Source organism: Amycolatopsis sp. NBC_01307, from assembly GCF_035975215.1.
Lineage (GTDB): Bacteria > Actinomycetota > Actinomycetes > Mycobacteriales > Pseudonocardiaceae > Amycolatopsis.
In genome coordinates this window covers 5,062,174-5,086,629 of record NZ_CP108403.1, presented here as the reverse complement: position 1 = coordinate 5,086,629, position 24,456 = coordinate 5,062,174, and the positions used below count along the sequence as shown (strand labels likewise).

Below are 24,456 nucleotides of genomic sequence, written 5' to 3'. Positions count from 1 at the left end.
ACGGGGGCTGCTCAGCCCGGTGGTTCCGGAAAGCCGGTGCGTCGGCCTAGCTCTCGGTGAGGACGCCCGCTTCGGAAGTCCGTTGGTACAGAACGAAACGGCCGTCGCGGACCTTGCTGACGAGACCCGCGCGGTGCAGGGCGCTGAGGTGGTAGGACACCGTGCCCGGGGTGTAGCCGATCTGGGTGGCCAGCTCCGCGGTCGACCGGGCGGTCTCGAGGTCCGCCAGCAGCGCCGCGCGGGCGACGCCCACCACCCGCGCGATCGTGGCCGGTTTGCGGTCGCGGCCGGCGCCGACCCGGTGGGCCGGGTAGTAGAGCACGACCTGCCCGGGCACGTCGACCTGGATGACGGCGCCGGGCCAGCCGAGCACGCTGGGAGCGAGGACCAGATCCCGGCCCGCGACGTCGATTTCGCCCTCCCACCGCGCGTCGAAGGTGATCGCGTCGCCCGTCCAGCCGATGTCGGGGTGCAGCGTGCCGAGCACCCGGCCGACGCCGTGGCCGACGAGGGTCTGCGCGCGGTGGGCGATGTCCTGGTCGATGATCGAGCGCAGCTCGGGCCAGCCCTCGGACAGGGCGTCGCGCCAGAACCGGGCCAGCCCCGCGGCGAGGCGGTGCTGCATCCGCCCCGACTCCGCGATCCGGCGGATCGCGGTGGGGAGCGGCCGGCTCCAGTGGGCCCGGGTGCCGTCGAGGATCTGGAACTCGAGGTCGTCCTGCGCCGTCGCCTCGATCCGGGTGAGCTGCTCGTCGAGCAGCTCACGCGGCCCGGTGCCCGCGCCCGGCTGCGGCGTGAGCAGGTCGGGGGTGTAGCCGTCACCGCCCCGCGGCAGCAGCTCCGCGAGCAGGGCGACGTCCGGGTGGGCGAGCGACGCGCGAGCGAGCGGCCCGGGATCCCCGAAGACCGCGTGCCGTCCCGAGCCGGCGACGAGCTTCAGCCACGCCACGGACTCCGACGCCGGTGACGGCGACAGGCGGGTCCGGGACACCGTCTCGGCGTCGACCCGCAGCGTGAACACCGGATCGACGGTAGCAGCGGGCGCGGCGGATTTGAACCGGCTCGAATGCTTTCCGGTTCCGCGCTCCCGCCGGGTTGGGTGATGGGGGTGTGGCGAATCCTCTGGCCGGTGCTCGCGCTGCTTCCCGTGACGCCGGTTCCCCCGACGCCCCCGTGCGGGCCGTCGCTGACCTGGCAGCCGGTCGCGGTCCGCCGGATCGGCGCGCCCTGCCGTCCCACGCCGCAGGGGTGTATCCGGCGGATCGAGGTGACGACGGTGGTCGTCGTGATGTCCGGTTTCGGCCACCCCGTTCCCCCGGCCGGCCCTGGCGCGTCCCCGGTGACCCGGGCGACGATGGCCGTCCGCGATCAGCGATCCGAGGGGGATTCGTGAACGAGTTCAGACACGCGCTCACATCGGCGTTCGGCACCGAACCGGCCGCTGTTCCCGGCCTGACGGTCGACCGGCTCGACGGCCGGCGCACGGCCGCGCCGGGGGCGGTGAGGATGTGCGTCGCGTGCTTCGGAGACACCTCGGTCAGTCCCTGTAAGGATGAGCTGCCGCCGATTTCACGGTGACCGATCCGCCCGGTCCGCTGGTCGGGTTCAAGCGCCACCTGAGCGTCACCGTGGTGCCCGGCGACGCGGTGTACGTGGTGTCCGAGGACGACGCCACGGCGTTGCGCGGGCCGCACCTGGAGTCGCTGGTCCCGTTGCTCGACGGCACCCGGGACTTCGCGGCGCTGCGCCGCGCGTTGCCCGGCGACGTCCCCGCCGACGAGGCGGCCGGGGTCCTGGATGACCTCGCCGAAGCGGGGCTGATCGCCCTGCGGCAGCCCGGCACGGACCCGGCCTACTGGGACGCGGCGGGCGCAGCTGGTGCCCGGGGCGGCCGGATCGCGTTGCGGGGAGCGGATCCCGACTCCGCGGCCGCGGCCGCCTTGCGGGCGGCCGGGCTCGAGATCGACGGGGCCGCGGACCTGTCCGTGGTGCTGTGCGACGACTACCTCGCCGCTCATCTGTCCGATGTGGACGCCGAGCACCGCGCGCTGGGCCGGCCGTGGCTGCCGGCCAAGACCGTCGGCGCGCGGCTGTGGATCGGCCCGTTCTTCACGCCGGGGGACGGTCCGTGCTGGCACTGCCTCGCCACGCGGTTGTGGGGCAACCGTCCCGCCGAGGCGCACGTGCGCGACACGCTGGGGCTGGCCGGTCCGCTGCCGCGGCCGGCGGTGGCGTTCGCCCCGCTCACCGCGGTCGCGCTCAACCTGGTGGCGCTGGAGGCGGCCAAGTGGCTCGCCGGGCTGCGGTACCCGGGCCAGCGGACGCTGTGGACGTTCGACAGCCGCGATCTGACCGGCGAACGGCACGCCGTGCGCGCCCGGCCGCAGTGCCGCTCCTGCGGCCGGCCCGACCTGGTGCGGGAGCGGACGCGCCGGCCCGTGCGGCTGGAGTCCCGGCCCAAGGCCCACCTCGCCGGGGGCGGGCACCGGTCCCGGCCGCCGGAAGAGGTCCTCGCCACCTACCGGCACCTGGTCAGCCCGGTGACCGGCGTCGTCAAGGAGCTTCGCCGTGACACGCGGGGCCCGGCCCTGTTCGCCTCGTACCTCGCCGGCCCCAACGTCGCGCTGGGCCGCCGCGGCGCCGAGCGGCTGCGCACGGCGCTGCGAAGTGAGAACGGCGGTAAGGGCGTCACCCCGATCGAGGCCGAGGTGGGCGCGCTGTGCGAGGCCCTCGAACGCCACAGCGGCCACCACGACGGTGACGAGGAGCGGGTGCGGGGCAGCTTCCGCGCGCTCGGCGCCGCGGCCGTGCACCCCGGCACCTGCCTGCTGTTCCACGAACGCCAGATCGACGGCGACACGTTCGACGAAGACGCCGTCCTCGACTGGACGCCGGTGTGGTCGCCGACCCGCGGCGAGCACCGGTTGTTCCCGGCCGCGCTGCTGTACTTCGGCGGGCCCGCCGGCCCGGTGTTCGCCGACTCCAACGGCAACGCCGCCGGCAGCAGCCTGGAGGACGCGACGCTGCAGGGGATGCTGGAGGTCGTGGAACGCGACGCCGTCGCGCTGTGGTGGTACAACCGCACGCGGCAGCCCGGGGTCGACCTGGCCGCGTTCGGCGATCCCTGGCTCGCCGAGCTGCGGGCGGCCTACGCCGGCCTGGGGCGCGAGCTGTGGGTGCTGGACGTGACGTCCGACCTGGGTGTGCCGGTGATGGCCGCGGTCTCCCGGCGCACCGGCGGGCCACTCGAGGAGATCGCGTTCGGCTTCGGCGCGCACCTCGATGCGGCCGTCGCGCTGCGGCGCGCGCTCACCGAGCTGAACCAGCTGCTGCCCGCGTTCCCCGACGGCTCGCGCTGGTCGCGGGAGGCCACGGTGGCGAACCAGCCGTACCTGGTGCCCGATCCGGCGAGCGCCGCGCTCGGCCCCGGCGACTACGGCTACACCTACACGTCCGACCTGCTGGCGGACGTGCGATTGCTGCAGGACCGGCTGGAACGCGCCGGGCTGGAGGTGTTCCTGCTCGACCAGACGCGTCCGGACATCGGCCTGCCCGTGGTCAAGGTGATCGTGCCCGGCATGCGTGGCTTCCGGCCGCGGTTCGCGCCCGGCCGGCTCTACGACGTCCCCGTGCGGCTCGGCCGGGTGACCGAGCCCACGGCGTACGACGATCTCAACCCGATGCCGATCTTCCTCTAGCACTGCCCGTCGGCGAGGACCCAGTAGCCCGACGACGTCTCGCGCAGCGCGTGGACCGTGAAGGTGTTCCACAGGCCCATCGCCTGGTTGGAGCCGTTCGCGTAGGTCTGGCCGCTGCTCTGGTGCGCGCGGCCCGCCTGGGTGTGGGCGTAGTTGCTGGCCGACACGCAGGCACCCGACGGCGGCGGGGTGGTGGTCGTCGTCGGCGTTGTTGTCGTCGGCGGGGGAGTGGTCCCGGATCCCTTGTCCAGCCCGAAGAACACGCCCGTGTAGTAGCTGGAGCAGATCCCGGCGAGGAAGTACGCGCCGGTGCTGCCGCACTGCGTCGTGCCGGTGCCGGGGTCGACCGCGGTGCCGTGGCCCATGCCCGCGATCGAGTACAGCTGGACCTTGTCGCCGTAGTTCGTCAACGTCGTGCCGCCGGGCAGGGACTGCGTGCTCGACGGCGTCTGGGAGAGGCCGTGCACCGCGGTCCACTGGTCGCGCAGCTCGGTGCCGTTGACCGGGTAGACGGTGTAGTCGCCGGTGCCCTGCCAGATCGCGACGCGCGGCCACGGCCCGCCGTAACCCGGGTACTGCGCCGTGACGCGCGAGGCCCACTGCGCCGGCGTCAGGTTCTGGTTGTTCTGCTGGCAGTTCGTGGCCTGCGTGACGCTGGTGGCGCACTGCGCGGGCAGCCCGGCGTCGATGCCGCCGCCGGCGAAGACGTCCGGGTAGGCGGCCAGGAGGTCGGCCGTCATGCCGCCACCGGCCGACAAGCCGGTGACGAACACGCGGGAGCGGTCCGAGCCGTGGTCGCCGATCGCCTTGTCCACCATGGACTTGACGGACGCGGCCTCGCCGTTGCCCCGGGTGTCGTCCGCGGTGCCGAACCAGTTGAAGCACTTCAGCGAGTTGTTCGCGGTGGACTGCTGCGGGAACACCACCTCGAAGCGCCACCGGTCGGCCAGCGCGGGCCAGCCGGAGTGGGCGTAGTAGTCCGCCGCGCTCTGCGTGCAGCCGTGCAGCGCCACGACGACCGGGCGCCCGGTTTCGAGGCCGCTGGGGGTGTAGGTGTACATCGCCAGCGCGCCTGGGTTGGCGCCGAACGACGAGATCTGGACGAGGGAGGCCGCGGGCGGGTCGGCGGACGCCACCCCGACGGTGGTGAGCACGGCGGCGGTGATCGCGGCGAGCCCGGCGAAAGCGAGTTTGCGCATGGGGATTCCTTCTCGGCGTTGAGAGGGTTTCCGACGACGTTAGGTCGGCCGCGACGGCCTGACCATGTGGCCGCGCACCACATCGGCGTGGGGATTCATGGTGGCGGCCCGGGTGGTTCCCGGCGTCCGGGCACGCTTGGGTTCGGTTCACCCGAGACCGGAGGTGGACCGTGCGCGGTTGGCTTGCTGTGGTGCTGGTTTCCGTTCTGGCGACGGCGGTGCCCGCACCGGCGTCCGCCACGAGTGCGCGGGTCTTCGTGCCCGGCGCCGAAAAGCAGGTCGCCGTCCGCTTGGACGACCTGACGACGACCGGCACGCTCGCGTCCGGTCACACCGTCGAGGCGGACTGGGCCGGGCTGACGTCGGCGGGCCTGCCGGTGCCCGGCCGCGTGCCCGGCGTCCAGGTCGACGGCTACTTCCCGGACACGTCGGCGACGAACACCAACCACGGCTGGAACCACGACGCGCAGTTCGTGCTGCGCCTGCCGGACCACTGGAACGGCGGCCTGGTCGTGTCCGGCTCGCCCGGGACGCGGCGGCAGTACGCGAACGACCGCGCGATCGGCGACCAGGTGCTGGCCGAGGGCTACGCGTTCGCCGCGACCGACAAGGGCAACACCGGCGCCGCGTTCTACGACGACGGCGTCCGGCCCGGAGATGCGCTGGCCGAGTGGAACACGCGCGTCACCCAGCTGACCCTGGCCGCGAAGGCGGCCGCGCTGCTGCACTACGGCCGGCCGCCGGCGCGGACGCTGGCCGCCGGGTTGTCGAACGGCGGCTACCTGGTGCGGTGGCAGCTGGAGAACCGGGCGTGGCTCTACGACGGCGGCGTCGACTGGGAGGGGACGCTCTGGCGCGCCGACGGCCCGAACCTGTTCACGTTCCTGCCGCCCGCGATGCGGGCTTATCCCGCCTACGCGGCGGGTTCCGCGGCCGCCCACCAGTCCATTCTGGACGCCGGGTTCGCGCCGGGGTCGGAGTTCCTGTGGGACTACCACTACCGCGTCTACTGGGACCTGACCCAGCGGATCTACCGGGAAGAGATCGACCCGTCGTTCGACGGCGCGCTCGCGGCGGGCGTCCCGTTCTGCGCGAGCGGGACGCCGTCGTGCGACGCGGACTACGCGTACGCGTCCCGGCCCGCGCCGGTGGCCCGCGCGGTGGAGCGGATCTCGCTGACCGGCCGGATCGGCAAGCCGCTGCTCACCCTGCACGGCACCCTGGACACGCTACTGCCGATCACCCGCGACTCGGACGCCTACGACCGGCTGATCACCGACGCCGGGCGCGGCGCGCTCCACCGCTACTACCGGATCGACGGCGGCAACCACGTCGACGGCCTGGTCGACCAGTTCCCCGCCTTGCTGCGGCCGCTGGGCCCGTGCTTCCGGACGGCGTTCGACGCGCTGGCCGGCTGGCTGCGCGGGGTGCACCCGCCGGCGTCGGCGACGATCGCCCGGCCCGCCGGAGCGACCCCGGCGGACCTGGCCCGCACCTGCTCGCTCGGCTGACCCTCGCCGGCAGCTCAACAGTCCGTGAATGCCACATCGAGGGACATAGTGTCCCTCGATGTGGCATTCACGGACGTGAACGAGAGCCCGGCCGGTCCCTCCGCCGGGTGATCTCGGACTCCGGCGGCTGCGGTGCCGCCGGCCGGCGGCGGTGCGGAATTCGCATTCCGGGTAGCCCGCCGCGACGCCGTGCGCCTGCCATGGGAAAGAAAAGTGAACCGGATCGGACTCGTGCGCGTACTACCTGGTGAGGGGCTTGGTCCAGCCATCGCAAAATCGCTCTGACCAGCCGTTTCACCGCCCGGACGGGCGACCCCGTTCGGCCGCTTGCGGGACCGTTGTACGTCGTTCATGATAGGCATCGGGGTCCGCGAACAATCGATTACGTCGAATATCCAGGTGCCGCGCATGCTTCGGAAGAACCGTCCGTCCGGAAGTGAACCTCATGCTGCTACCCGTCGCCGGGGCCGCCTGATGGCCGCGGATCTGCCCGGCCTCGCGATCGTCGCCGGGCTGCTGCTGCCGGTGCTCGCCGCCGCGGCCTGGGCGATCGTGCTCGAACGCCGTCCGCGCCCCGGCCCGGCCGAGCCGGAACCCGAACCCGACTGGACCGTGGCCGGCATCCAGGCCCGCCTCCGGTTCGAGCAGGCCGCCCGCCGGTTCGCCGAGGCGGGCACGATCGCGCTCCCGACCCTGCCGATCCCCGAGCAGCTCGGCCGCGACTCCTCACCCGACCGCCTCCCGTGGCGGCTGCCCCGCACGATCCCGCCACCCCGCCCGTCGTCGGGAGCCTTCTCGGCCTCGGCCGCCATCCCGGTCTCGCGGTTCGCGTTCGCACCCCCGGACAACGACCTGATGCGCCGCATCCTGGACGGCCTCCGCAAGATGGACTGACCCTGGCTCGATGTCCTGAAGGGCACCCTCAGGGACTGCACGTCCCTGAGGGTGCCCTTCAGGACATTCGAACCCCCAGCCGAGCGCCGCGGCGGGCCCGGAAGGCGGCGCCGCGCTGCGTCACCACGGCCGCCGTAGGGTGACCGGGTGGTCACCGGCGGCAGCTTCCTGAACGGACCCGAGCCGCCGTCGCGCGGGGTGGGGTTCGTGGCGGCCTGCTGGGTGCTGGTCCTCGCCGGGTTGCTGTTCGCGCTCCTGTTCGGCGCCGCCGGGGCCATGAGCAGTGACTCGTGCCGCCCGGACGCGGTGACCTTCGTCTGCAGTCCTTCCGGGCAGGGTGTCCTCTTCTGGCTTCCCCTCGCCGGGTGGCTCGTCTCGATCGTGGTCGCCTGGGGGACGGTCGTGAAACTCGACCGGACGCCTTGGCTCGGTCTCGCCGCCGGTGTGGTGCTCTACGCGGTCGTCATCGGGGTCGAATGGCTGGTCGTCACGGGCTGAGGGCGGCGGGGGAGTCCGCGTCCGGGATCAGCAGCCGGGCCGCGCCCGTGCCGTCCGCCGGGGCCGACCACACGTCCGAGTGGCCCGGGCCGCGGGGGATGCCGTACCCGATCGTGTGGTTGTCCAGCCAGGCCGGCTGGTCGTCCACGCTGCGGGTCTCCGCCAGCGGCGTCACCGCCGAACGGGTCAGGTCCAGGACCGACAGGCGCCAGCCCTTCGCGGGGTCGGCGTCGATCGCGGACTTGAACGCCACCCGCGTGCCGTCCGGGGAGAGTGACGGGCACTCGACGTTCTCGCGCAGCGTGCGGATCGTGTGCGCCGTGAAGTCGCCCGTGACCAGGTAGCGGTGGCCGGCCGTGGACATCGTCGCGTAGAAGTGGCGGTCGTCGCGGGTGAACGTCACGCCCCAGAAGTTGAGGTCGGCCGCCTGGTACGGCCGGCCGTCGAGCGTCACCGCGTAGTCCTCCAGCGTGCCCGCCAGGTCGCCGGTCGCCGTGTCGAGGATGCCGGCGCGCGTCGAGAACATCCCGCCGTTGTACGAGTCGCCCGTGACGAACACCGTCCACGCCAGCATCCGGCCGCTCGCCGACACCCGCGCCCGGTTCGGCAGCCCGACCAGCGGGATCTCCCGCTGGGACGCGAGCCGCGCGTCGAGGACCACCAGCTGGTAGGTGGTCAGGTCGCCGTCCGGGCGCAGGCAGAGCCCGGTGCCGCCGGCCGCGTACACCCGGGCGCACGACAGCGGCGACACCGTCCGCGCGCCGCCGGGGTCGGCGGCCGCCACGGTGGCGACGTGCCCGCGGTCGGCGTCCGCGGTGCTGCGGAACAGCAGCCGCGGCCCGGGCGCGAGGCTGACCGCACCGGTCGCCGTGACGTCGTGGTTGCGCGCGCTCGCGAACCCGACGTACGCGACGGCCACCCCGGCCAGCACGAGCACCCCGGCGAGGGCGATCAGGATCCGCGCCTTCACGAGGCCCGCCGCGGGGAGAGGACGACGAACGTGACGCCGATCGCGACCACCGCCGCGCCGGCCGCGACGCCGATCGCGAGCTCGGCGCCCCAGAACTGCCAGGCCAGTCCGAAAAGGACGGACGAGGCGAAGTACGCAAGCGCTTGCGCCGTCTGCACCAGCGAAATCCCGGTCGTGCGCAACGCTTCCGGCAGCAGCGGCCCGGCCAGCGCCATGAGCACGCCGTCGGTCGCCGCGTAGAACGCGCCGTACAACGCCAGGGCCAGCGCGAACAGCGGCCAGCCGGACACCGGCCCGGCCAGCAGCAGGTAGACGACGGCCAGCGCGCCGTACCCGCCGAGCACCACCGGCAGCCGCCCGATCCGGTCGGCCAGCGCGCCCAGCGGCGCCGCGAGCAGCAGGTAGCTGAGGTTCGTGCCGACCGCGAGCAGCGGGAACCAGCCGGTCGCGACGTCCTCCTTGTGCTGCAGCAGCAGGTAGACGAAGCCGTCGCCGACGGTCGCCAGCCCGAGCACGCACGCCGCGACCAGCAGCCGCCGGACGCCGCGACCGCGCAGGAGCGCCAGCGCCGCGCGAGGTGACACCGCGGCGGCCGTCCGTGGTGTCCGGCGGTCGCGCACGAACAGCACCAGCAGCAGCACGCCGATCGCGGCGATGCAGAAGCTCATGACGAACACCGCGTCGAACGCCTCGGGGTTCGTGGCCCCGACCGCCGCGAGGACGCCGAGCGCGACCAGCGGCCCGGCGAACGCGCCCACGCTGTCCATCGCGCGGTGCACGCCGAACGCCCGGCCGAGCAGCGGTTCGGGCGCCGACAACGTGATCAGCGCGTCGCGGGGCGCCGTCCGCAGGCCCTTGCCGGTGCGGTCGAGGGTGATCACGGCGCCGATCGCCGTCGCCGACGCCCCGGCCGCGAGCAGGCCGAGCTTCATCACCGCGGACAGCGCGTAACCCACGCCGGCCACGGCCTTGCGCCGTCGCACCCGGTCCGCGACGTAGCCGCCGACGAGCCGCAGCAACGCCGTCGCGCCGGTGTAGAGGCCGTCGAACAGGCCGTAAGCCGCCGGGCTCAGGTGCAGGCCGAGCACCAGGTAGACCGGCAGGATCGCGGTGACCATCTCCGAGGAGACGTCGGTGACGAGGCTGACGGCGCCGAGCGCGAAGACGTTCGCACCGACCGCCGAGAGCGTGCGCCGCGACCCCGTCGCGGCGTGCTCGCGACGGCCGATGGTGGAGAGGTACACGCGGTTACTGCCAGACGTCGAGGATCGGCGACTTGCTCGCGGCGCCGCCGATGCCGGGCAGGCCGTAGGACGCCTCGATCGTGCGCAGCACCGTGTAGTGGTTGATCGATTCGCTGTAGCTGCCGACCTTGACGTGCGCGCCGGTGAACGAGGTGAAGATCTGGTTGACCGACGTGCCGCTGTCCTCGTCGAAGGTGGTGATCAGCAGGCTGTTGTGCGTCTTGGCCCACTGCGCGTACGCGTCGAGGTTGTTCTTCAGCCAGGTGTCGCCGGTGCCGACGGCGCAGTCGTGCATGTCGCTGCACATGTTCGGCGTCACGAAGGAGACCGTCGGCAGCTGGGTGAAGTCCGTGGGGAAGCTCGTGTAGCGCACGTTGCTCGCCGCCGGGACGTTGCTGAAGTCCACCCAGCTGTTGTGCTTGCGCATGTAGGTGCCGCTGGAGCAGCCGGTGTAGCCGTCCGAGGGCATCGACTCGGAGTAGCCTTTGAACGTCTTACCGGCGCCGATCAGCTGCTGGCCCAGGTTGTCCTTGGCCCCCAGGTTGGCCGGGCAGCTGTCGCTGGTGACGCCCTGCGTCGCGCCGGAGAACAGTGCGACGTAGTTGGGCTGGCTCGGGTGCGTGATCGCGAAGGAGTTCGTGAACTTCGCGCTCTGCGACGCGAGGGTGTTGAAGTAGGGCGCGCTGGAACTGCCGTTGATCGACGAGTACTTCTTGTTCTCGAACATCACCAGCACGACGTGGTCGAACGCGGGCACGCTCGCGGCCGTCGGCTCGACGGCGGGGTCGGCCGCCCGGGTGACGACGGCCGCCGTGACGGCGCCGGTCGTGACGAGGGCGGCGGCGGCGAACACGGCGAAGATCCGCCTGCGGATCATGGGTCCTCCAGCGCTGGAGCGGCCGGCCCGGCCGCGGGCTTCGTGGTGGGAGCGCCTCATGGTGCCGAGAGCAGGGAGCCGGTGCGTGCCGTGCTGCGGTCCAGCGCGTGAACACCGGGAAACCACCGTCGGACAAGAGAAAGAGTGGGTGAATGCCTGTCCGGCGTCAACCTCCTTTGGTAGTGCGGATCAGGGAGTAGGGATCTGACAGGTTGTACCCAGGAGGCTCACAGGAGCGGCGCCGAAACTCGTTCCCATGGACCCCGAAACGTCAGCCAGGACCGCCCGCCGTGAGCACGGCCGCCGCAAGGCCGCGCTGGCCACCGCGGCCGCCGCCGTGCTCGGCGCGGCCGCCGTCGGCGCGATCGGCTTCGGCCTGTCGTCGGCGAACGCCGCCGACGACACCACCACGCAGACCACGACCAGTGACAACACGACTTCGCAGGACCAGCTGCAGTCCTCCGACAGCGGCGTCGACTCCGGTTCGGGCAGCAGCGCGCACACCGGCTCGGGTGCGTCGTGACCCCGGCCGCCACGGCGTTCCGCGCGCTCGGCACCACTGCGGAGGTGCTCGTCACCGACCCGGCGCAGCTCGAAACCGCCGTCGACCTGCTGCACGAGGAACTCGACGCCGTCGACGAGGCCTGCAGCCGGTTCCGCGCCGACTCCGAGATCTCCCGGCTGCACGACGTCGCCGGCCGGCAGGTCCGGGTCGGCCCGCTGCTCACCGAAGCCCTCGCCGCCGCCCTGCGCGCGGCCCGGCTCACCGGCGGGCTGGTCGACCCGACCGTCGGCACGGCCGTCCAGGCGCTGGGTTACGACCGCGACTTCGCCGCCGTCACCGACGGCCCGCTCGGGGCGGTGGCGCCCGCGCCCGGCTGGCACCGGGTGCTGTTCGACCCGGTGCGCGCGCTGGTCGTGCTGCCCCGGGGCGTCCGCCTCGACCTCGGCGCGACGGCGAAGGCCCTGGCCGCCGACCGCGCGGCCCGCCGGATCCACACCGCGACCGGCTGCGGGACGCTGGTGAACCTCGGCGGCGACCTCCGCGTCGCGGGCCCGGCGCCCGCGGGCGGCTGGCAGGTCGCGATCGGCGACGACCACGCCGGCGCCGTCACCCGGCCCGAAACGACCGTCGCGCTGTCCGACGGCGGGCTCGCGACGTCCGGGACCACCCGGCGGCGCTGGCGGCGCGGCGGCCGCACGGTCCACCACATCGTCGACCCGCGCACCGGCGACGTGCCGAAACCGCGCTGGCGCACGGTTTCCGTCGTGGCGAAGTCCACTGTGGACGCCAACACCGCGAGCACCGCGGCGGTCGTCCTCGGCGACGCGGCCCCGTCGTGGCTCGCCGAACGCGGCCTGCCCGCGCGGCTCGTCGGCGTCGGCGGCGACGTCGTCACGACCCCGGGCTGGCCGCGCGAGACCGAGCTGCGGGAGGCGTCGTGAGCTCCGCCGTCTGGTACTTCAGCCGCGCGACCGGGCTCGTGTCGCTGGTGCTCTTCACCGCCGTCGTCGTCCTCGGCGCGCTCGGCGCCGGCCGGTTCGCGACGCGGGAGTGGCCGCGGTTCACCGTCGCCGCCGTGCACCGGAACCTCGCCCTGACCAGCCTCGTGTTCCTCGCCGCGCACATCGCGTCGGCCATTCTCGACGGGTACGTCTCGCTGAGCTGGCTCGACGTCGTGCTCCCGTTCGGCTCGGCCTACCAGCCGTTCTGGGTCGGCCTCGGCGCCGTCGCGATCGACCTGCTGCTCGCGATCGTCGTCACCAGCCTGGTACGCACCCGCATCCCGGCGAAGGCGTGGAAGGCCGTGCACTGGCTGGCCTACCTCTGCTGGCCGGTCGCGCTGACGCACGGCATCGGCATGGCCGAGAGCGACGCCGCGCACGGCTGGCTGCTCGCGCTCGACGTCCTGTGCGTGCTCGCCGTGCTCGGCGGGATCGCCTTCCGCGTCGGCACCCGGCACGCCGACACCGAAACCCGCAAGCTCTCCCCGCTCGGAGGCACCCGATGAACACCCTGACTCCGCACCGGCTGGACCTGGCCGGCCACCGGCGTCACCACGGCGTCGTGCCGTGGGTCGCCTACCACGGCGACGACGGCCGCGACCGGCTGATCGACGCCGTCGCGGCGGCGGACCTGCGCGGCCGCGGTGGTGGCGGCTTCCCGACGGCGGTCAAGCTGCGCGCGGCCCGGGCCCGGCGCTCGATCGTCGTCGCGAACGGCTGCGAAGGCGACCCGTTGAGCCGGAAGGACGCCGCGCTGCTCGCGCTGTCCCCGCACCTCGTGCTGGACGGCCTGCAGCTCGCCGCGCACGCGATCGGCGCGACCGAAGCCGTTTTGTGCGTGCACGCCGGCAGCCCCGTGCTCGGGAGCATCGCCACGGCGCTCGCCGAGCGCGACGACCGCGTGCCGGTGCGCGTCGCGGAGATCCCGCGCCGGTACGTCGCCAGCGAGGAGTCGGCGCTGGTCCACTACCTGACCTCCGGCGACGCGCGGCCGCTCGGGAAACACCCGCGGCCCGCCGAGCGCGGGGTGCGCGGCCGGCCGACGCTGGTGGACAACGTCGACACCCTGGCGCAGCTGGCGCTCGTCGTCCTGCTCGGCCCGCACCACTACCGCGCGACGCGGACGGACCTGGTCACGGTGACCGGCGCGGTCCGCGGCCCCGGTGTCATCTCGGTCCGGGCGGGTGCTGCCTTGTCGGAGGTGCTCGCGGCGGCCGGCGGCGAGACCGAGCCGGTCCAGGCGGTGCTCGTCGGCGGGTACGGCGGGACGTGGACGGCCGATCTGCGCGGCGCCTTGTCCGGGATCGCGGCGGTGCACGTCCTGCCGGCGACGGCGTGCGGTCTCGGCTACACGGCGAAGGTCCTGGCGTTCCTCGCGGCGGAGTCGGCGCGGCAGTGCGGGCCGTGCATGTTCGGCCTCCCGGCGATCGCGGCGGACTTCGCCGAGCTGCTCCGCGGTGGCGACGCGACCGGACGCCTGGCGCGGCGCATCCCGTTGCTGACCGGCCGCGGCGCGTGCGCCCACCCGGACGGCGCGGCCCGCCTCGCGGCATCGGCGTTGCGGACGTTCGAGGCCGACGTCGCGGCGCACCTGGCCGGCGGCCGCTGCCGGGTCCCGGCGGGTGTGGCGTGAAGCTCTCGGTGGATCCGATCGGCTGCCGCGCCCACGGGCTGTGCGCGGACCTGCTCCCGGAACGGATCCGGCTCGACGAATGGGGTTACCCGGTGCTGGCCGCGGGCCCGGTCCCGCCGGCGCTGGTGGCGGACGCCCGCCGGGCCGCCGCGGCGTGTCCGGTGCTGGCCATGCGGCTGCGGAAGTGACGCGGTAAATCGCTCGTGAGGCGGCCTGCCGCTCGTTAACCTCGGGAACCATGAACGAGGAACTCGTCGATCGCGGCCTGGACGGCGTGTGGGTCCCGCCCGACACCGCGCTGTGCCGGGCGTCCTGGCGTGCGTCGCGGGCGCCGGCGACCCGGCGGTTCCGCAGCACGGCGCGGTGTTCGTCCTTTTCGGACAGACACGCGACGCGCGGGACGTCGTCGCGGCGCGGGGGATCCTCCTGGCCACCGGCGGTGCGCCACCGGTGGGGCAGTCCCCGTGCGCGGTGGTGCTACGGCCCGGGGCGGCGCGGGTGATCCGCGAGGCGCGCGCGGAAGACTGGCCGGCGATCTGGCCGATCGTCCACGACATCTGCACCGAGCAGGAGACGTTCCCCTACGACCCGGCCATGAGCGAGGCCGACGCCAGGCGGATGTGGCTGGTGGCCGCGCCCGGCCGGGTGGTCGTCGCGACCGAGGGGGAGCGGGTGACCGGGACCGCGAACATGTACGCCAACCGGCCCGGGCCCGGCAGCCACATCGCCTCCGGCAGCCTGATGGTCGCCGCGGGGGCGCGGGGCACCGGGGTGGGCCGGGCCCTCGCCGCGGACCTGATCGGCTGGGCCCGGCGCACCGGGTTCGCGGCGATCCAGTTCAACGCCGTCGTCGACGTGAACACCGCCGCGATCCGGCTCTACGAGAGCCTCGGGTTCGTCACCCTCGGCACGGCACCCGGCGCGTTCCGCCACCCGGAGCGGGGCGACGTCGGCCTGCGCGTCATGTGGCTGGACCTGCGCTGACCGGCTTGCCGAACATCGCGCAGGTCACGGCGTTCTGCAGCGCCCGCTGGGCTTCGGCCAGCGCCGGATCGGCGTCGAACTCGTAGCGGAACTCCGTCGGGACGAGGATCGTCGCGGTGCGGCGGCCGGTGCTGTCGGTGATGGTGCTGCCGGAGTAACCCGTGATCCCGCCGTCGTGGCCCCAGAAGGTGCCGCACGGGGTGGTGGCGGTCAGGATCCCCAGCCCGTAGCCGGGGCCGGCGACCGTGCGCATTTCGGCCAATTGTGCCGCGGGCAGCAGCTTTCCGGACATCAACGCGGTGTAGAAGCGCGCCCAGTCCGGCGCGCTGCTCACGATCGCCCCGGCCGAGGCGCCCCAGCCCGGGTCGTTGCCGGAGACGTCCACGTGCCCGGCCCGGTGCGTCCCGGCGACGTCGGTGAACTCCGCGGGCACCGACGGCGGCATGTGGGCGGCGTCCGGTTCGTAGCCGTGCGCGTGCCGGCCGCGCCAGGAGCCGTCGGCGGGCAGGTAGGTGTGCGCCAGGTGCAGCGGCCGGGCGATCCGGTCGCGCACGAGGTCGGCGAGGCTCGCCCCGGTGACGCGTTCCAGGATCACGCCGATGGCCGCGTAGTTCGTGTTGCTGTAGGACCAGTCCGTGCCCGGCGCGAACAGCGGCGGGTGCCCGGCCCCGACGGCGAACAGCTCGGCGGCGGTCCACCGATGGGGGTCCTTGCCGAGGATCGCGTTCCGCAGGGCGGGGTCTTCGGCGTAGTCGGACAGGCCGCTGGTGTGGTTGAGCAGCATGCGCAGCGTGACGCCGGATGCCGTGCCCGGCAACCACTTCCCGGCGCAATCGCTCAGCGCGAGCCGGTGTTCGGCCACGAGCTGCAGGGTGATGGTGGCCATGACGGTCTTGGTGTTCGACCCCATCCGGAACTCGTCCCCGGCCTCGAGCCGGTGCGCCCAGGGCGCGTGCTCGGCGATCTCGACGGGCCGCCCGCGCCCGTCGTCCACCCGCACGATCACCCCCGGCGCACCGGCGGCCACCAGGTTCCGGGCGAGCCGTTCGAGCGGAGTGCTCGCGGCGGCTTGGGTCGCTGTCGTCAGTCCCGCCGTCGCGATCACGGCCGCGACCAGGGCTGTTCGTCTCATCCTCACGAAAGCGACGCTAACGAGGGCCGGAGCCGCGATCCATGAGGCCAGCAGGCGTCCGGACCCCCGGGTTTTCCGGAACCGCTAGTCGAAAGCCGGGCCGGACCGGGTGACGACGTGCTTGCGGACCCGGTCCTCCTTGATCTCCGCCGGGAACGTCGGCGGCGGGGCGATCGCGCGCCAGGCGTCCAGGATCTCCGGCGTCTCCCAGTGCTCGAAGATGTTCACCCGGGCCGGGTCGAGCGGGTCGGGGGAGATCGAGACGTCGAGGCAGCCCGGGTGCCGCCGCGCCGCCTCGACGACGACCCGGAGTCCGGCGACGACCCGGTCCCGGTCGGCGGGCTCGACGAACACCGGGCCGGCGACGATCACAGTCATGGTGAAGTCCTCTCCTGCGGTGGATACTGCCCCGACGAACGGCCGCCCGCAGGACAGACACCTCAGGCCGACGCGACGGGAGCCGTCGTCAGCAGGCGCTGGGCCGCGACGCTCGCGCCGTCCACCCGGACCCGGCCCGCGAACTCCCGCGCCCGGGCCGCCACCTCCGGCGCCAGCGCCGTGCCGAGGGCCGCGGCCAGCGATTCCGCCGTCAGCGCGCCCGGTGCGTGCGCCGCGCCGATACCCAGGTCGCGGACCCGGTCGGCGAAGGAGAACTGGTCGTACATCCGCGGCGCGACGACCTGCGCCGCCCCCGCGCGGGCCGCCGTCGTCGTGGTGCCCGCGCCGCCGTGGTGGACGGCCGCCGCGACGCGCGGGAACAACGCCTGCTGGGTTGATCTCGCCGATGCCCAGGCAGTCCGGCGCCGCGTCCGCCACCGCCAGGTCCGCCCAGCCGCGGGCGATGATCGCCCGGCGGCCGTGCGCGCGGGCCGCGGCCAGCATCGCTTCCGCGAGGCCCGCTTCCGCGCTCATGCTGCCGAACCCGAAGTACACCGGCGGCTCGCCCGCGTCCAGGAACTCCCGTACTTCCTCCGGCAACGGCCGCGAGTCGGGCCGGATCCAAGCCCCCGTCTGGACGACGCCCGCCGGGCCGGGCCAGGGAGCCAGTGCGGCGTCGGCCGCGAGCCACGGCCGGTCGGTGAAGACGTGGCTCTGCAGCTCGTCGACCGGCGCGAGCCCGGACGCCACGCGGTGCGCGTTCAGCGTCGGCCCGAACGTCGCGTTCAGGTGCCGGGCGTCCTCGGCCCACCGGGCGCGCGGCGTGTCCGCCGACCGCCACGGCATCGGCGGCGGCGAATGCCGCTCCGACGGCAGCGTGATGGGGCAGAAGCTCGCGTAGACGTAGGCGACACCCAGCCGCTCGGCGATCGAGCGGGCGGCGAGCTGTAAGGCGCCGGCGGCCACGATCACGTCACAGCCCTCGGCCGCCTCCGCGACCGTGACGAACTGGGCGGCGACCGTCTCTTCGGCCAGTTTCCGCAGGTCACCGGCCGCGGGACGGCCCCTCCCGCGCAGCTCGGGCCCGATCGGGGTGACGGCGAACCCGAGCCCGGAGAGCCAGTCGCGGAAGTCGGGCGGCACGCACAGGCGGACGTCCTGGCCGAGCGCCCGCAGCTCCGAAGCCAGCGCCAGGACCGGCTGGACCTCGCCCCGCGAACCGATCGTGGACAGCAGCACACGCATGTGGGAATCCCCTCGGGTGGAAGTGAGCCCGAAGTGTGGACCCGCACCGGGGCCTTGCCGCAAGTCCCCCTCTCGGCTATACCTTGGAAGGGGAAGCGGGGAGCCCCGCCGCGGCCGCGTGCTCGTCCACAGTGGACAGAACGATCGTCACCCCAGCGTGAAGGGGTCGCGGGTACCGCCGGACAGCTCGACCCACACCGCCTTGTCGGTCAGGTACTCGTCGATCGCGTGGACGCCGTTCTCCCGGCCCAGCCCCGAATCCTTGACCCCGCCGAACGGCACGGACGGCGCCACGACGCGGTAGGCGTTCACCCACACGGTGCCGGCCTTGAGCTTCGCGGCGACGCGGTGGGCGCGGTGCACGTCCTTCGTCCACACCGCGCCGGCGAGGCCGTAGGGCGTGTCGTTGGCCAGGCGGATCGCTTCCGCCTCGTCGGTGAACGCACACGCGGCCAGCACCGGCCCGAACACCTCCTCGCGGAAGATCGTCGACTCCGGGGTGACGCCGGTGAGCACGGTCGGCTGGACGAACAGCCCGCCCAGCCCGGGGTCGGGCACACCGCCGCAGGCGACGGTCGCGCCCTCGGCCGTCGCGGTTTCCAGGTAGTGCAGCACCTTCGCGTACTGCGGCGCGTTCGCGACCGGGCCCATCTCGGTGGCGGGCTCGGCCGGGTCGCCCAGCTTGATGGCCGAAGCGCGCTCGGCGATCAGCCGGATCAGCTCGTCGTGGACGTCGGCGTGCACGATCAGCCGCGAGCCCGCCATGCACGTCTGGCCGGTGGCGGCGAACACGCCGGCGATGACGCCGTTCGCGGCCGCGGCCAGGTCGGCGTCGGGGAACACCACCTGCGGCGACTTGCCGCCCAGCTCCAGCGTCACCTGGTTCAGGTTCGCCGCGGCCGCCACCGCGACGGCCCGGCCGGTGGCGGTCGAGCCGGTGAACGCGACCTTGTCGACGCCCGGGTGCCCGGCGAGCGCCGCGCCCGTCTCGCGAGACAGGCCGGTGACGACGTTGACGACGCCGGGCGGGAACCCGGCCTCGGTGATCAGCTCGGCCAGCCCGAGCGTCGAGACGGGGGCGTGCTCGGACGGCTTCACGACCACCGTGCACCCCGCGGCCAGCGCGGGTGCGAGCTTCCAGGTGAGCAGCAGCAACGGCGAGTTCCACGGCGTGATGGCCGCGACCACGCCGACCGGCTCGCGGCGGGTGTAGACGAGGTAGTCCGGGTTCGGCGCCGGGATCTGACGGCCTTCGATCTTGTCGGCCAGGCCCGCGTAGTAGTGGTACCAGCCGCCAAGGCCGGTCAGCTGGCCGAGCATCTCGCGGTGGAGCTTGCCGGAGTCGTTCACCTCGAGCCGGGCGAGCCGCTCGGCGTGCTCGCCGATGAGGTCACCGAGCCGGTGCAGCAGCGCGGCCCGAGCGAACCCCGTCATCGCGCCCCACTCGCCCTCGAGCGCCGCGCGGGCCGCCGCGACGGCGTCGTCGACGTCCTCGGGCCCGCCGTCCGGCACGACCGCCCACGGCTGCCCGGTGTACGGGTTCTGCGACTCGAAGGTGCGCCCGGAGCGGGCGCCGACGGCCTTGCCGTCGATCACCAGGGAGAAGGTCGGTAACTGTGCGCTCATGGGCCCCGTCCTCGTCGACGTCGTGGCGTGCGCTTCCAGCCTGCACCCGGCGGGGTGCCTGACGTAACCTTGGAGGAGGAAACCCGTACCAGGTGGGCAGACCCGGTCGGCAGGAGGCCAGGATGGCACTTCACAGCGTGTTACTGGACGACGAAGTCATCCTCTCGATCGACGGCGCGTTCGACGTCGTCCTCGCTCCCGAGTACCTCCGCGCGGTCGAAGCGGCCTTCGCCGCCGAAGCCCGCCGCATGGTCGTCGACCTCGCGCTGACGACGGCGGTCGACGCCGTCGCCGCGGCGGCCCTGACGGAGACGGTGGCCGCCTGCGCGTCCCGCGGCACCCACCTCGTGCTCGCGATGCCCGCCGGTGTCGAAGCCGAGGTCACCGACCCGGCGCAGATCAAACCGCTCCTGAACGGTTTCGAACCCTGGCAGGACGCGGGCTAGCGAATCCGAAGATCGTTTCCCGAAGCGACGGGAAACGATCATGCGGCCGCGGTTTCGACGTTTTCGATCCCGGTTTCAGGAGTCGCCGGTGTGGTCAATTCCTCGGCGAAGATCGCATCGATCTTCCGGCTCGCGGTGCGCAGTTTCGTGACGCTCGCGACGAGCAGCAGCAGGACCGCGATCGGCACCACGAGCAGGACCGGCGGCCAGCCGGCGCCGACGACCATGCCGGCGGAGATCAAGGCCAGGGCCAGGAAAGCCGACCGGGCGGCAACCCGCGGCCACGTGGCGCGGGGCTTGGCGTGCCGTCCGCGCGGTGCTCCGAGTACGGGGCGCGCAAGGGCAGCGTGGACACTCATCCCAACCTCCGGAAAGTCGTGGAACCGGCCGGGACGGGGGATTCCCGGCGGATGGTGCCGACTCGAAACGCGGGGACTTGGCGCGGCCGACACGCTCGATCAGTCGTGCCGCGAGGCGCCCGGGTTACAAGCCGTTATTGCTTCGAGTCCGAATTCGGAAAAGAGAATTCCGACCTTGTCCATGACTATTCCACGGCCATTCCCGGCGGTAGGGCCGTTGGGCCCTGCTTCACTCGCCGGAGGCCCCGGTTCACGAATCGGTGCCCGGACCCGGGCCCTTGCCCTTCCCCTTGTTGCCGCCGGGCGGCTTCGCGCTCTTCCCGGACTTGCCCTGCTGCTTCCCGGCCTTCTGCGGCTGGACCGGGCTCTGGTGCGTCACGGCGGCCGGCTCCAGGTCCGCCGACTCGGTCACGGCCGGCGCGGCCACCTGCTGCGGTGACGTCGACGGCGCGGCCGGCGGGTGCACCGCCTCGGTGACACCCGGTGCCGGTGACTGGGTGGACGAGCCGGCGCCTTCGGGCGCGGCCAGCAGCACCGCGGCGACCGTGGCGGCGGCCGCGGTGGTCAGGGCGGCGGCGAAGACGGCCCGGAAGTGCCGCGCCGGACGTCCGGCCGGCGCGGCGGTGGGCAGCGTCGTCGACGGGGTGCTCAGCGATCCCAGCACCTCGGCGGCGGTGGGCCGGTCCGCGGGCTCGCGCTGGGTCATCCGCCGGAGGGTGTGCGCCAGCGACGGCGGCAGGTCCGCCGGGATCCGGGGCGCCCGCGTCAGCCGCGCCATGGCCGCTTCGACCATCGTGCCCTGGTACTCGCGTTCCCCGGTGACGCACTCGAGCAGGATCAGGCCGAGCGCGTAGACGTCGGCGGGCGGTCCGGCGGGCTGGCCGGCGACCTGCTCGGGCGCGAGGTAGGCGGCGGTCCCCGGGATGACACCGGTGCCGGTGATGTGGGTGGTGTCGAGCGCGTGCGCGATGCCGAAGTCGCCGATCAGCGGGCCGTTCGCGCTCAGGAACACGTTGGCCGGCTTGAGATCGCGGTGGACGACCCGCAGCCCGTGCACGTGGGCCAGGCCTTCGGCGAGCCCGGCGGCCAGCGCCGTCACCTCGGCCACGGTCATCGCGCCGCCGAGCAGCCGTTCGGCGAGGTTCTCGCCCTCGACGAGCTGCATCACCAGGAAGGTCCGGCCGTGCTCGGTGCCGCTGTCGTGCAGCGCCACCACGCCGGGGTGGGCGATGCTGCCCTGGATGCTCATCTCGCGCAGCCGGCGGCGCTGGTCCTGCGCCACCGCGCCGCGGTCGTAGATCTTGACGGCGACCGGGCGGTCGAGGTGCAGGTCGTAGCCGCGGTAGACGCGGGCCGTGCCACCGCTGCCGATCAGCCGGCCGATCTCGTAGCGCCCGCCGAGCGTGGTGGGCGGCAGTTCGTCCCCCAGCGCCGGTCGCGGCATGACGGAAAACTCACCGAGTGCGTAGTGCGCACACGTGGGTTCGTCCGCCTCGCTCATCGCCCGGGCACCCCGTCCTGCCGCTTGGTCGGCCACCCCCGCGATGTACCCCGATCCCGTGATCCGGAAACCTGCGAAGATCGCGGGCGGGGTACGCGCGTTCAGCGGCCGTCGAAGGCGTCCACGCCGGTGAGCTGCGCCGACAGCGTCCACAGCCGCTCGGCCTGCGCCGGGTCGACGGCGTAGCGGCGCACACCCGAGGCGGCGAGTCCTTCGGCGTCCTCAGGGGACAGTTCGGCGACGTCACAGTCCTCGAGGTACAGCCCGCCGAGCCCGGCCAGCTGCGGTGACGTCGCGGCCCAGACGGTCGTCGCCGCGCCCTGCTCCGGCGTCTTGAACTCGACGAGCATGGTGCCCGCCTCGTCCATCCAGCCGCGCTCGACCATCTCGGCGCGCGACAGGTGCCGCTGCAGCGGCGTCATGATGCCGCCCGGGTGCAGCGCGAACGCGTGCACGTCCTTCGCCGCGGCGAGCTTGTCGAGCTGGACGGCGAAGAGCACGTTGGCCGTCTTCGCCTGGCCGTAGGCGGCCCACTTCTCGTAGCCCTCGGTGAACATGACGTCGTCCCAGCGCATCGGCGAGTTGTGGTGGCCGCGGGAGGACAGCGCGACCACGCGGGCGCCTTCGGCGACGGCCGGCCACAGCCGGTTGACCAGCGCGAAGTGGCCGAGGTGGTTGGTGGCGAACTGGGCCTCCCAGCCCGGCCCGACGCGGGTCTCGGGGCAGGCCATGATGCCGGCGTTGGTGATGAGCAGGTCGATCCGCCGCCCGGAGGCGAGGAAGCGGTCGGCGAACGCACGGACGCTGTCGAGGTCACCCAGGTCCAGCTCGTCGACCTCGACGTCGTCCAGGCCTTCGAGGGCCTGCTCGGCGGTCTCGCGGCGGCGGGCCGGGACGACGACGTGGGCGCCGGCGCCGGTGAGCGCGCGGGTCGCCGCCAGGCCGATGCCGGAGTAACCGCCGGTGACGACGGCGAGCTTCCCGGTGAGGTCGATGCCCGCGACGGCTTCCGCGGCGGTGGTGCCGGCGCCGAAGCCCGAGCCGAGCTTGTGCTGTGCGGTGGTCATGGCCTCGACGCTAAGACCTGGAGCGCACTCCAGCGCAAGTCGCGCGTCCCGGGCCGAAAGAGGGGACAATCGACCGCGAGAGGCCCAGCGACGCGAGGAAGGCCGTGATGTCCGACTACTACGGGAACACACCCCAGGACGTCCGCCCGGGGATCGACGCACGCCGGCTGTGGGCCGGTGGCGTGGCGACAGCGGTGGTCGCGGCCCTGGTCGCGGTGGTCGGGCTGCTGATCGCCCGCGGCATCTTCGAGGTCGAAGTGCTGGCCCCAAAAGGGGAAGGCGTCTGGGGCAACGCCAGCACCACGACGTACGCAGTGGTGGCCGCCGCGGTGGCGTTGCTGGCGACGGGGCTGATGCACCTGCTGAGCGTGGCGACGCCGGCGCCGTCCCAGTTCTTCGGCTGGATCATGGTGCTGGTCACGCTGATCGCGGTGGTGCTGCCGCTGACGCTGAGCGTCGCCCCGAGCGCGAAGATCGCGACGGCGGCGATCAACCTGGTGATCGGCCTGGTGATCGCGGCGATCGTGAGCAGCATGGCGGCGAGCGCGCGCACCCTGCACCGGCGCCGCTCGACGGCCCCGCCGGCCCAGGCCGCGCCGCCGGCGGCGCAGCAGCCGCCGCCGACCCGGCAGTGGAACCAGCAGCAGGAGCCGCCGACGACCCGCTACTACGACCGCTGAGCATGGGGCAGCGCAAGACGAACCGCCGCGTGATCGAGCAGTTCCGCGCGGGCGAGGAGGTGGACGGCATGCACCGCGAACGACTCGTGCTCCTGACGACGACGGGCCGCAACTCGGGCAAGCCGCGCACCGTCCCGATGATGTTCCACCGGGACGGTGACCGGCTGCTCGTGGTGGCGTCGAACGTGGGCGCCGCGAAGGACCCCGACTGGTACCAGAACCTGACGGCCGACTCCCGGGTGAAGGTGGAGGTCGACGGCCGCGCGTTCGAGGCCGAAGCCCTGCCCCTGCTGGGCGCGGACTACGTGCGCACGTGGACGGAACTGGAGAAGCACTACCCCTTCCTGGCCGACCACCGGGAGAAGGCGAAGCGGTCGATCCCGATCGTGGAACTGTCCGAAGAGGACTGACGCGCTAGGCCGTCCGGTAGCGCAGCAGCGCGGCGGCCCCGTTCTGCTCGGCCGAGGCCAGCCGGAGGTCACCCGGTGCGGTGAACCACGTGCGGCCGGAGCCGAGCACGAGCGGGAACACGAGCAGGCGGTACTCGTCGACGAGCCCGTGCCCGGCCAGGGTGTGCACGACACTCGTGCTGCCGATGACGATGACGTCGCGCTCTTCGCGCAGCCGCCGGACCTCGTCGAGGAGGTCCCCGGTGAGCAACGCGGAGTTGGCCCAGGCGCCGACGTCGGTGAGCGTGCGCGAGACGACCCGCTTGGGGATCTCGTTCATCCGCGTCGAGAAGTCGTCGGTCCGGGCGGGCCACAGCTTCGAGAACAGCTCCCACGTGCCGCGGCCCAGCAGCAGCGTGCCGGTGTCGAGCAGCGGGCCGAGCTTGAACTTGTCCCCGGCGACGGCTTCCGGGCCGTGCCGGAACGCCCAGCCGCCGCCGGCGGTGCCGCCGGAGCCGTCCGGGTCCTCGACGACCCCGTCGAGGGTGGTGAACTGGATGACGATGACGTCGTTCATGGTGGTCCCTTCGCGAGCGGTGCGGTCGTGGGTACATACCGG

The 24,456-nt window shown here is 73.4% G+C and carries 27 protein-coding genes and 1 pseudogene; 15 read left to right on the top strand and 13 right to left on the bottom strand.

Annotated elements, in window-relative coordinates; all coding sequences use genetic code 11:
* Positions 1 to 46: 46 nt before the first annotated feature.
* On the bottom strand, positions 47 to 1,021 hold the full coding sequence (locus tag OG439_RS21260) for a helix-turn-helix domain-containing protein (RefSeq protein WP_326951102.1): 975 nt from the start codon (positions 1,019 to 1,021) through the stop codon (positions 47 to 49).
* A gap of 81 nt (positions 1,022 to 1,102) precedes the next feature.
* On the opposite strand from OG439_RS21260, the gene OG439_RS21255 reads away from it, so the two are divergent.
* The 3 genes from OG439_RS21255 to OG439_RS21245 are packed head-to-tail and all read left to right on the top strand — an operon-like array spanning position 1,103 to position 3,698.
* The gene (locus tag OG439_RS21255; protein ID WP_326951101.1) at positions 1,103 to 1,393 is read left to right on the top strand and encodes a hypothetical protein; all 291 of its coding nucleotides are present in this window, start codon (positions 1,103 to 1,105) and stop codon (positions 1,391 to 1,393) included.
* Entirely contained in the window at positions 1,390 to 1,578 is a 189-nt protein-coding gene (locus OG439_RS21250) for a hypothetical protein (protein ID WP_326951100.1), read from the top strand. Before OG439_RS21255 ends, OG439_RS21250 begins: the two co-directional genes overlap by 4 nt.
* On the top strand, positions 1,575 to 3,698 hold the full coding sequence (locus OG439_RS21245) for a TOMM precursor leader peptide-binding protein (RefSeq protein ID WP_326951099.1): 2,124 nt from the start codon (positions 1,575 to 1,577) through the stop codon (positions 3,696 to 3,698). The genes OG439_RS21250 and OG439_RS21245 overlap by 4 nt, the downstream gene beginning before the upstream one ends.
* Here OG439_RS21245 and OG439_RS21240 read toward each other — a convergent pair.
* Positions 3,695 to 4,897, bottom strand: a complete 1,203-nt coding sequence (locus tag OG439_RS21240) for an extracellular catalytic domain type 1 short-chain-length polyhydroxyalkanoate depolymerase (protein WP_326951098.1) — start codon at positions 4,895 to 4,897, stop codon at positions 3,695 to 3,697. The two genes, OG439_RS21245 and OG439_RS21240, sit on opposite strands and share 4 nt — an antisense overlap.
* 188 nt (positions 4,898 to 5,085) lie before the next feature.
* Between OG439_RS21240 and OG439_RS21235 the strand changes: the two genes are divergently transcribed.
* From OG439_RS21235 to OG439_RS21225, 3 genes are all read left to right on the top strand, one after another.
* Positions 5,086 to 6,408 (top strand): tannase/feruloyl esterase family alpha/beta hydrolase, encoded by a 1,323-nt coding sequence (locus OG439_RS21235; protein WP_326951584.1) that lies wholly within the window; start codon positions 5,086 to 5,088, stop codon positions 6,406 to 6,408.
* Positions 6,409 to 6,882: 474 nt separating this feature from the next.
* Entirely contained in the window at positions 6,883 to 7,302 is a 420-nt protein-coding gene (locus tag OG439_RS21230; RefSeq protein WP_326951096.1) for a hypothetical protein, read from the top strand.
* 147 nt (positions 7,303 to 7,449) lie between these two features.
* Positions 7,450 to 7,800, top strand: coding sequence for a hypothetical protein (locus OG439_RS21225; RefSeq protein WP_326951095.1), 351 nt, complete (start codon positions 7,450 to 7,452; stop codon positions 7,798 to 7,800).
* On the opposite strand, the gene OG439_RS21220 is transcribed toward OG439_RS21225, so the two are convergent.
* Genes OG439_RS21220 through OG439_RS21210 form a run of 3 tightly spaced genes read right to left on the bottom strand, consistent with a single transcriptional unit; the run spans position 7,790 to position 10,891 of the window.
* Positions 7,790 to 8,770, bottom strand: coding sequence for a TolB family protein (locus OG439_RS21220; protein ID WP_326951094.1), 981 nt, complete (start codon positions 8,768 to 8,770; stop codon positions 7,790 to 7,792). The genes OG439_RS21225 and OG439_RS21220 overlap by 11 nt on opposite strands.
* Positions 8,767 to 10,014: an MFS transporter gene (locus OG439_RS21215; RefSeq protein ID WP_326951093.1), complete on the bottom strand. Its 1,248-nt coding sequence runs from the start codon at positions 10,012 to 10,014 to the stop codon at positions 8,767 to 8,769. Before OG439_RS21215 ends, OG439_RS21220 begins: the two co-directional genes overlap by 4 nt.
* Before the next feature lie 4 nt (positions 10,015 to 10,018).
* Entirely contained in the window at positions 10,019 to 10,891 is an 873-nt protein-coding gene (locus tag OG439_RS21210) for an alkaline phosphatase family protein (protein ID WP_326951092.1), read from the bottom strand.
* A gap of 256 nt (positions 10,892 to 11,147) precedes the next feature.
* Here OG439_RS21210 and OG439_RS21205 point away from each other — a divergent pair, with 256 nt between their 5' ends.
* The 6 genes from OG439_RS21205 to OG439_RS21180 all read left to right on the top strand — a co-directional run bounded on the left by OG439_RS21205 (position 11,148) and on the right by OG439_RS21180 (position 15,014).
* Positions 11,148 to 11,414 carry a hypothetical protein gene (locus tag OG439_RS21205; RefSeq protein WP_326951091.1) on the top strand — a complete coding sequence of 89 codons (267 nt, stop codon included), beginning with the start codon at positions 11,148 to 11,150 and terminating at the stop codon, positions 11,412 to 11,414.
* Positions 11,411 to 12,337: an FAD:protein FMN transferase gene (locus OG439_RS21200; protein ID WP_326951090.1), complete on the top strand. Its 927-nt coding sequence runs from the start codon at positions 11,411 to 11,413 to the stop codon at positions 12,335 to 12,337. The genes OG439_RS21205 and OG439_RS21200 overlap by 4 nt, the downstream gene beginning before the upstream one ends.
* The gene (locus tag OG439_RS21195) at positions 12,334 to 12,903 is read left to right on the top strand and encodes a ferric reductase-like transmembrane domain-containing protein (RefSeq protein ID WP_326951089.1); all 570 of its coding nucleotides are present in this window, start codon (positions 12,334 to 12,336) and stop codon (positions 12,901 to 12,903) included. The genes OG439_RS21200 and OG439_RS21195 overlap by 4 nt, the downstream gene beginning before the upstream one ends.
* Positions 12,900 to 14,030, top strand: a complete 1,131-nt coding sequence (locus OG439_RS21190) for an NADH-ubiquinone oxidoreductase-F iron-sulfur binding region domain-containing protein (RefSeq protein WP_326951088.1) — start codon at positions 12,900 to 12,902, stop codon at positions 14,028 to 14,030. The genes OG439_RS21195 and OG439_RS21190 overlap by 4 nt, the downstream gene beginning before the upstream one ends.
* Complete coding sequence (locus tag OG439_RS21185; RefSeq protein ID WP_247053821.1) at positions 14,027 to 14,218, top strand: ferredoxin; 192 nt, start codon at positions 14,027 to 14,029, stop codon at positions 14,216 to 14,218. Before OG439_RS21190 ends, OG439_RS21185 begins: the two co-directional genes overlap by 4 nt.
* A gap of 88 nt (positions 14,219 to 14,306) precedes the next feature.
* Positions 14,307 to 15,014, top strand: a complete 708-nt coding sequence (locus OG439_RS21180) for a GNAT family N-acetyltransferase (protein WP_326951087.1) — start codon at positions 14,307 to 14,309, stop codon at positions 15,012 to 15,014.
* Here the strand turns inward: OG439_RS21180 and OG439_RS21175 are convergent.
* The 4 genes and pseudogenes from OG439_RS21175 to OG439_RS21150 all read right to left on the bottom strand — a co-directional run bounded on the left by OG439_RS21175 (position 14,992) and on the right by OG439_RS21150 (position 19,395).
* A complete protein-coding gene (locus tag OG439_RS21175) occupies positions 14,992 to 16,146 on the bottom strand; it encodes a serine hydrolase domain-containing protein (RefSeq protein WP_326951583.1) in 1,155 nt (384 codons plus the stop codon). The genes OG439_RS21180 and OG439_RS21175 overlap by 23 nt on opposite strands.
* Before the next feature lie 84 nt (positions 16,147 to 16,230).
* Entirely contained in the window at positions 16,231 to 16,524 is a 294-nt protein-coding gene (locus OG439_RS21170; protein ID WP_326951582.1) for a putative quinol monooxygenase, read from the bottom strand.
* 62 nt (positions 16,525 to 16,586) lie between these two features.
* A pseudogene (locus tag OG439_RS50415) lies at positions 16,587 to 17,769 on the bottom strand (nucleotide disphospho-sugar-binding domain-containing protein).
* A 147-nt stretch (positions 17,770 to 17,916) separates the two neighbouring features.
* On the bottom strand, positions 17,917 to 19,395 hold the full coding sequence (locus tag OG439_RS21150; protein WP_326951086.1) for an aldehyde dehydrogenase: 1,479 nt from the start codon (positions 19,393 to 19,395) through the stop codon (positions 17,917 to 17,919).
* A 122-nt stretch (positions 19,396 to 19,517) separates the two neighbouring features.
* Between OG439_RS21150 and OG439_RS21145 the strand changes: the two genes are divergently transcribed.
* Positions 19,518 to 19,841, top strand: coding sequence for an STAS domain-containing protein (locus OG439_RS21145; RefSeq protein ID WP_326951085.1), 324 nt, complete (start codon positions 19,518 to 19,520; stop codon positions 19,839 to 19,841).
* Between the two features lie 38 nt (positions 19,842 to 19,879).
* Here OG439_RS21145 and OG439_RS21140 read toward each other — a convergent pair whose 3' ends face one another.
* From OG439_RS21140 to OG439_RS21130, 3 genes are all read right to left on the bottom strand, one after another.
* On the bottom strand, positions 19,880 to 20,068 hold the full coding sequence (locus tag OG439_RS21140) for a hypothetical protein (RefSeq protein WP_326951084.1): 189 nt from the start codon (positions 20,066 to 20,068) through the stop codon (positions 19,880 to 19,882).
* 382 nt (positions 20,069 to 20,450) lie between these two features.
* Entirely contained in the window at positions 20,451 to 21,644 is a 1,194-nt protein-coding gene (locus tag OG439_RS21135; RefSeq protein WP_326951083.1) for a serine/threonine-protein kinase, read from the bottom strand.
* Positions 21,645 to 21,802: 158 nt separating this feature from the next.
* Entirely contained in the window at positions 21,803 to 22,768 is a 966-nt protein-coding gene (locus OG439_RS21130) for an SDR family NAD(P)-dependent oxidoreductase (RefSeq protein WP_326951082.1), read from the bottom strand.
* A 107-nt stretch (positions 22,769 to 22,875) separates the two neighbouring features.
* Here OG439_RS21130 and OG439_RS21125 point away from each other — a divergent pair, with 107 nt between their 5' ends.
* Both OG439_RS21125 and OG439_RS21120 read left to right on the top strand, forming a co-directional pair.
* Complete coding sequence (locus tag OG439_RS21125) at positions 22,876 to 23,448, top strand: DUF6069 family protein (RefSeq protein ID WP_326951081.1); 573 nt, start codon at positions 22,876 to 22,878, stop codon at positions 23,446 to 23,448.
* 2 nt (positions 23,449 to 23,450) lie between these two features.
* Positions 23,451 to 23,858 carry a nitroreductase/quinone reductase family protein gene (locus tag OG439_RS21120; RefSeq protein WP_326951080.1) on the top strand — a complete coding sequence of 136 codons (408 nt, stop codon included), beginning with the start codon at positions 23,451 to 23,453 and terminating at the stop codon, positions 23,856 to 23,858.
* Between the two features lie 4 nt (positions 23,859 to 23,862).
* Here OG439_RS21120 and OG439_RS21115 read toward each other — a convergent pair whose 3' ends face one another.
* Positions 23,863 to 24,414, bottom strand: coding sequence for a dihydrofolate reductase family protein (locus OG439_RS21115; protein ID WP_326951079.1), 552 nt, complete (start codon positions 24,412 to 24,414; stop codon positions 23,863 to 23,865).
* Between the last annotated feature and the right edge of the window lie 42 nt (positions 24,415 to 24,456).

Coding starts and splice junctions, on each gene's coding strand:
- OG439_RS21255 (WP_326951101.1), top strand. CDS start 1,103: ATGGGGGTGTGGCGAATCCTCTGGCCGGTGCTCGCGCTGCTTCCCGTG.
- OG439_RS21240 (WP_326951098.1), bottom strand. CDS start 4,897: ATGCGCAAACTCGCTTTCGCCGGGCTCGCCGCGATCACCGCCGCCGTG.
- OG439_RS21230 (WP_326951096.1), top strand. CDS start 6,883: ATGGCCGCGGATCTGCCCGGCCTCGCGATCGTCGCCGGGCTGCTGCTG.
- OG439_RS21210 (WP_326951092.1), bottom strand. CDS start 10,891: ATGATCCGCAGGCGGATCTTCGCCGTGTTCGCCGCCGCCGCCCTCGTC.
- OG439_RS21205 (WP_326951091.1), top strand. CDS start 11,148: ATGGACCCCGAAACGTCAGCCAGGACCGCCCGCCGTGAGCACGGCCGC.
- OG439_RS21190 (WP_326951088.1), top strand. CDS start 12,900: ATGAACACCCTGACTCCGCACCGGCTGGACCTGGCCGGCCACCGGCGT.
- OG439_RS21175 (WP_326951583.1), bottom strand. CDS start 16,146: ATGAGACGAACAGCCCTGGTCGCGGCCGTGATCGCGACGGCGGGACTG.
- OG439_RS21170 (WP_326951582.1), bottom strand. CDS start 16,524: ATGACTGTGATCGTCGCCGGCCCGGTGTTCGTCGAGCCCGCCGACCGG.
- OG439_RS21150 (WP_326951086.1), bottom strand. CDS start 19,395: ATGAGCGCACAGTTACCGACCTTCTCCCTGGTGATCGACGGCAAGGCC.
- OG439_RS21145 (WP_326951085.1), top strand. CDS start 19,518: ATGGCACTTCACAGCGTGTTACTGGACGACGAAGTCATCCTCTCGATC.
- OG439_RS21140 (WP_326951084.1), bottom strand. CDS start 20,068: ATGGTCGTCGGCGCCGGCTGGCCGCCGGTCCTGCTCGTGGTGCCGATC.
- OG439_RS21135 (WP_326951083.1), bottom strand. CDS start 21,644: ATGCCGCGACCGGCGCTGGGGGACGAACTGCCGCCCACCACGCTCGGC.
- OG439_RS21130 (WP_326951082.1), bottom strand. CDS start 22,768: ATGACCACCGCACAGCACAAGCTCGGCTCGGGCTTCGGCGCCGGCACC.
- OG439_RS21125 (WP_326951081.1), top strand. CDS start 22,876: ATGTCCGACTACTACGGGAACACACCCCAGGACGTCCGCCCGGGGATC.
- OG439_RS21120 (WP_326951080.1), top strand. CDS start 23,451: ATGGGGCAGCGCAAGACGAACCGCCGCGTGATCGAGCAGTTCCGCGCG.
- OG439_RS21115 (WP_326951079.1), bottom strand. CDS start 24,414: ATGAACGACGTCATCGTCATCCAGTTCACCACCCTCGACGGGGTCGTC.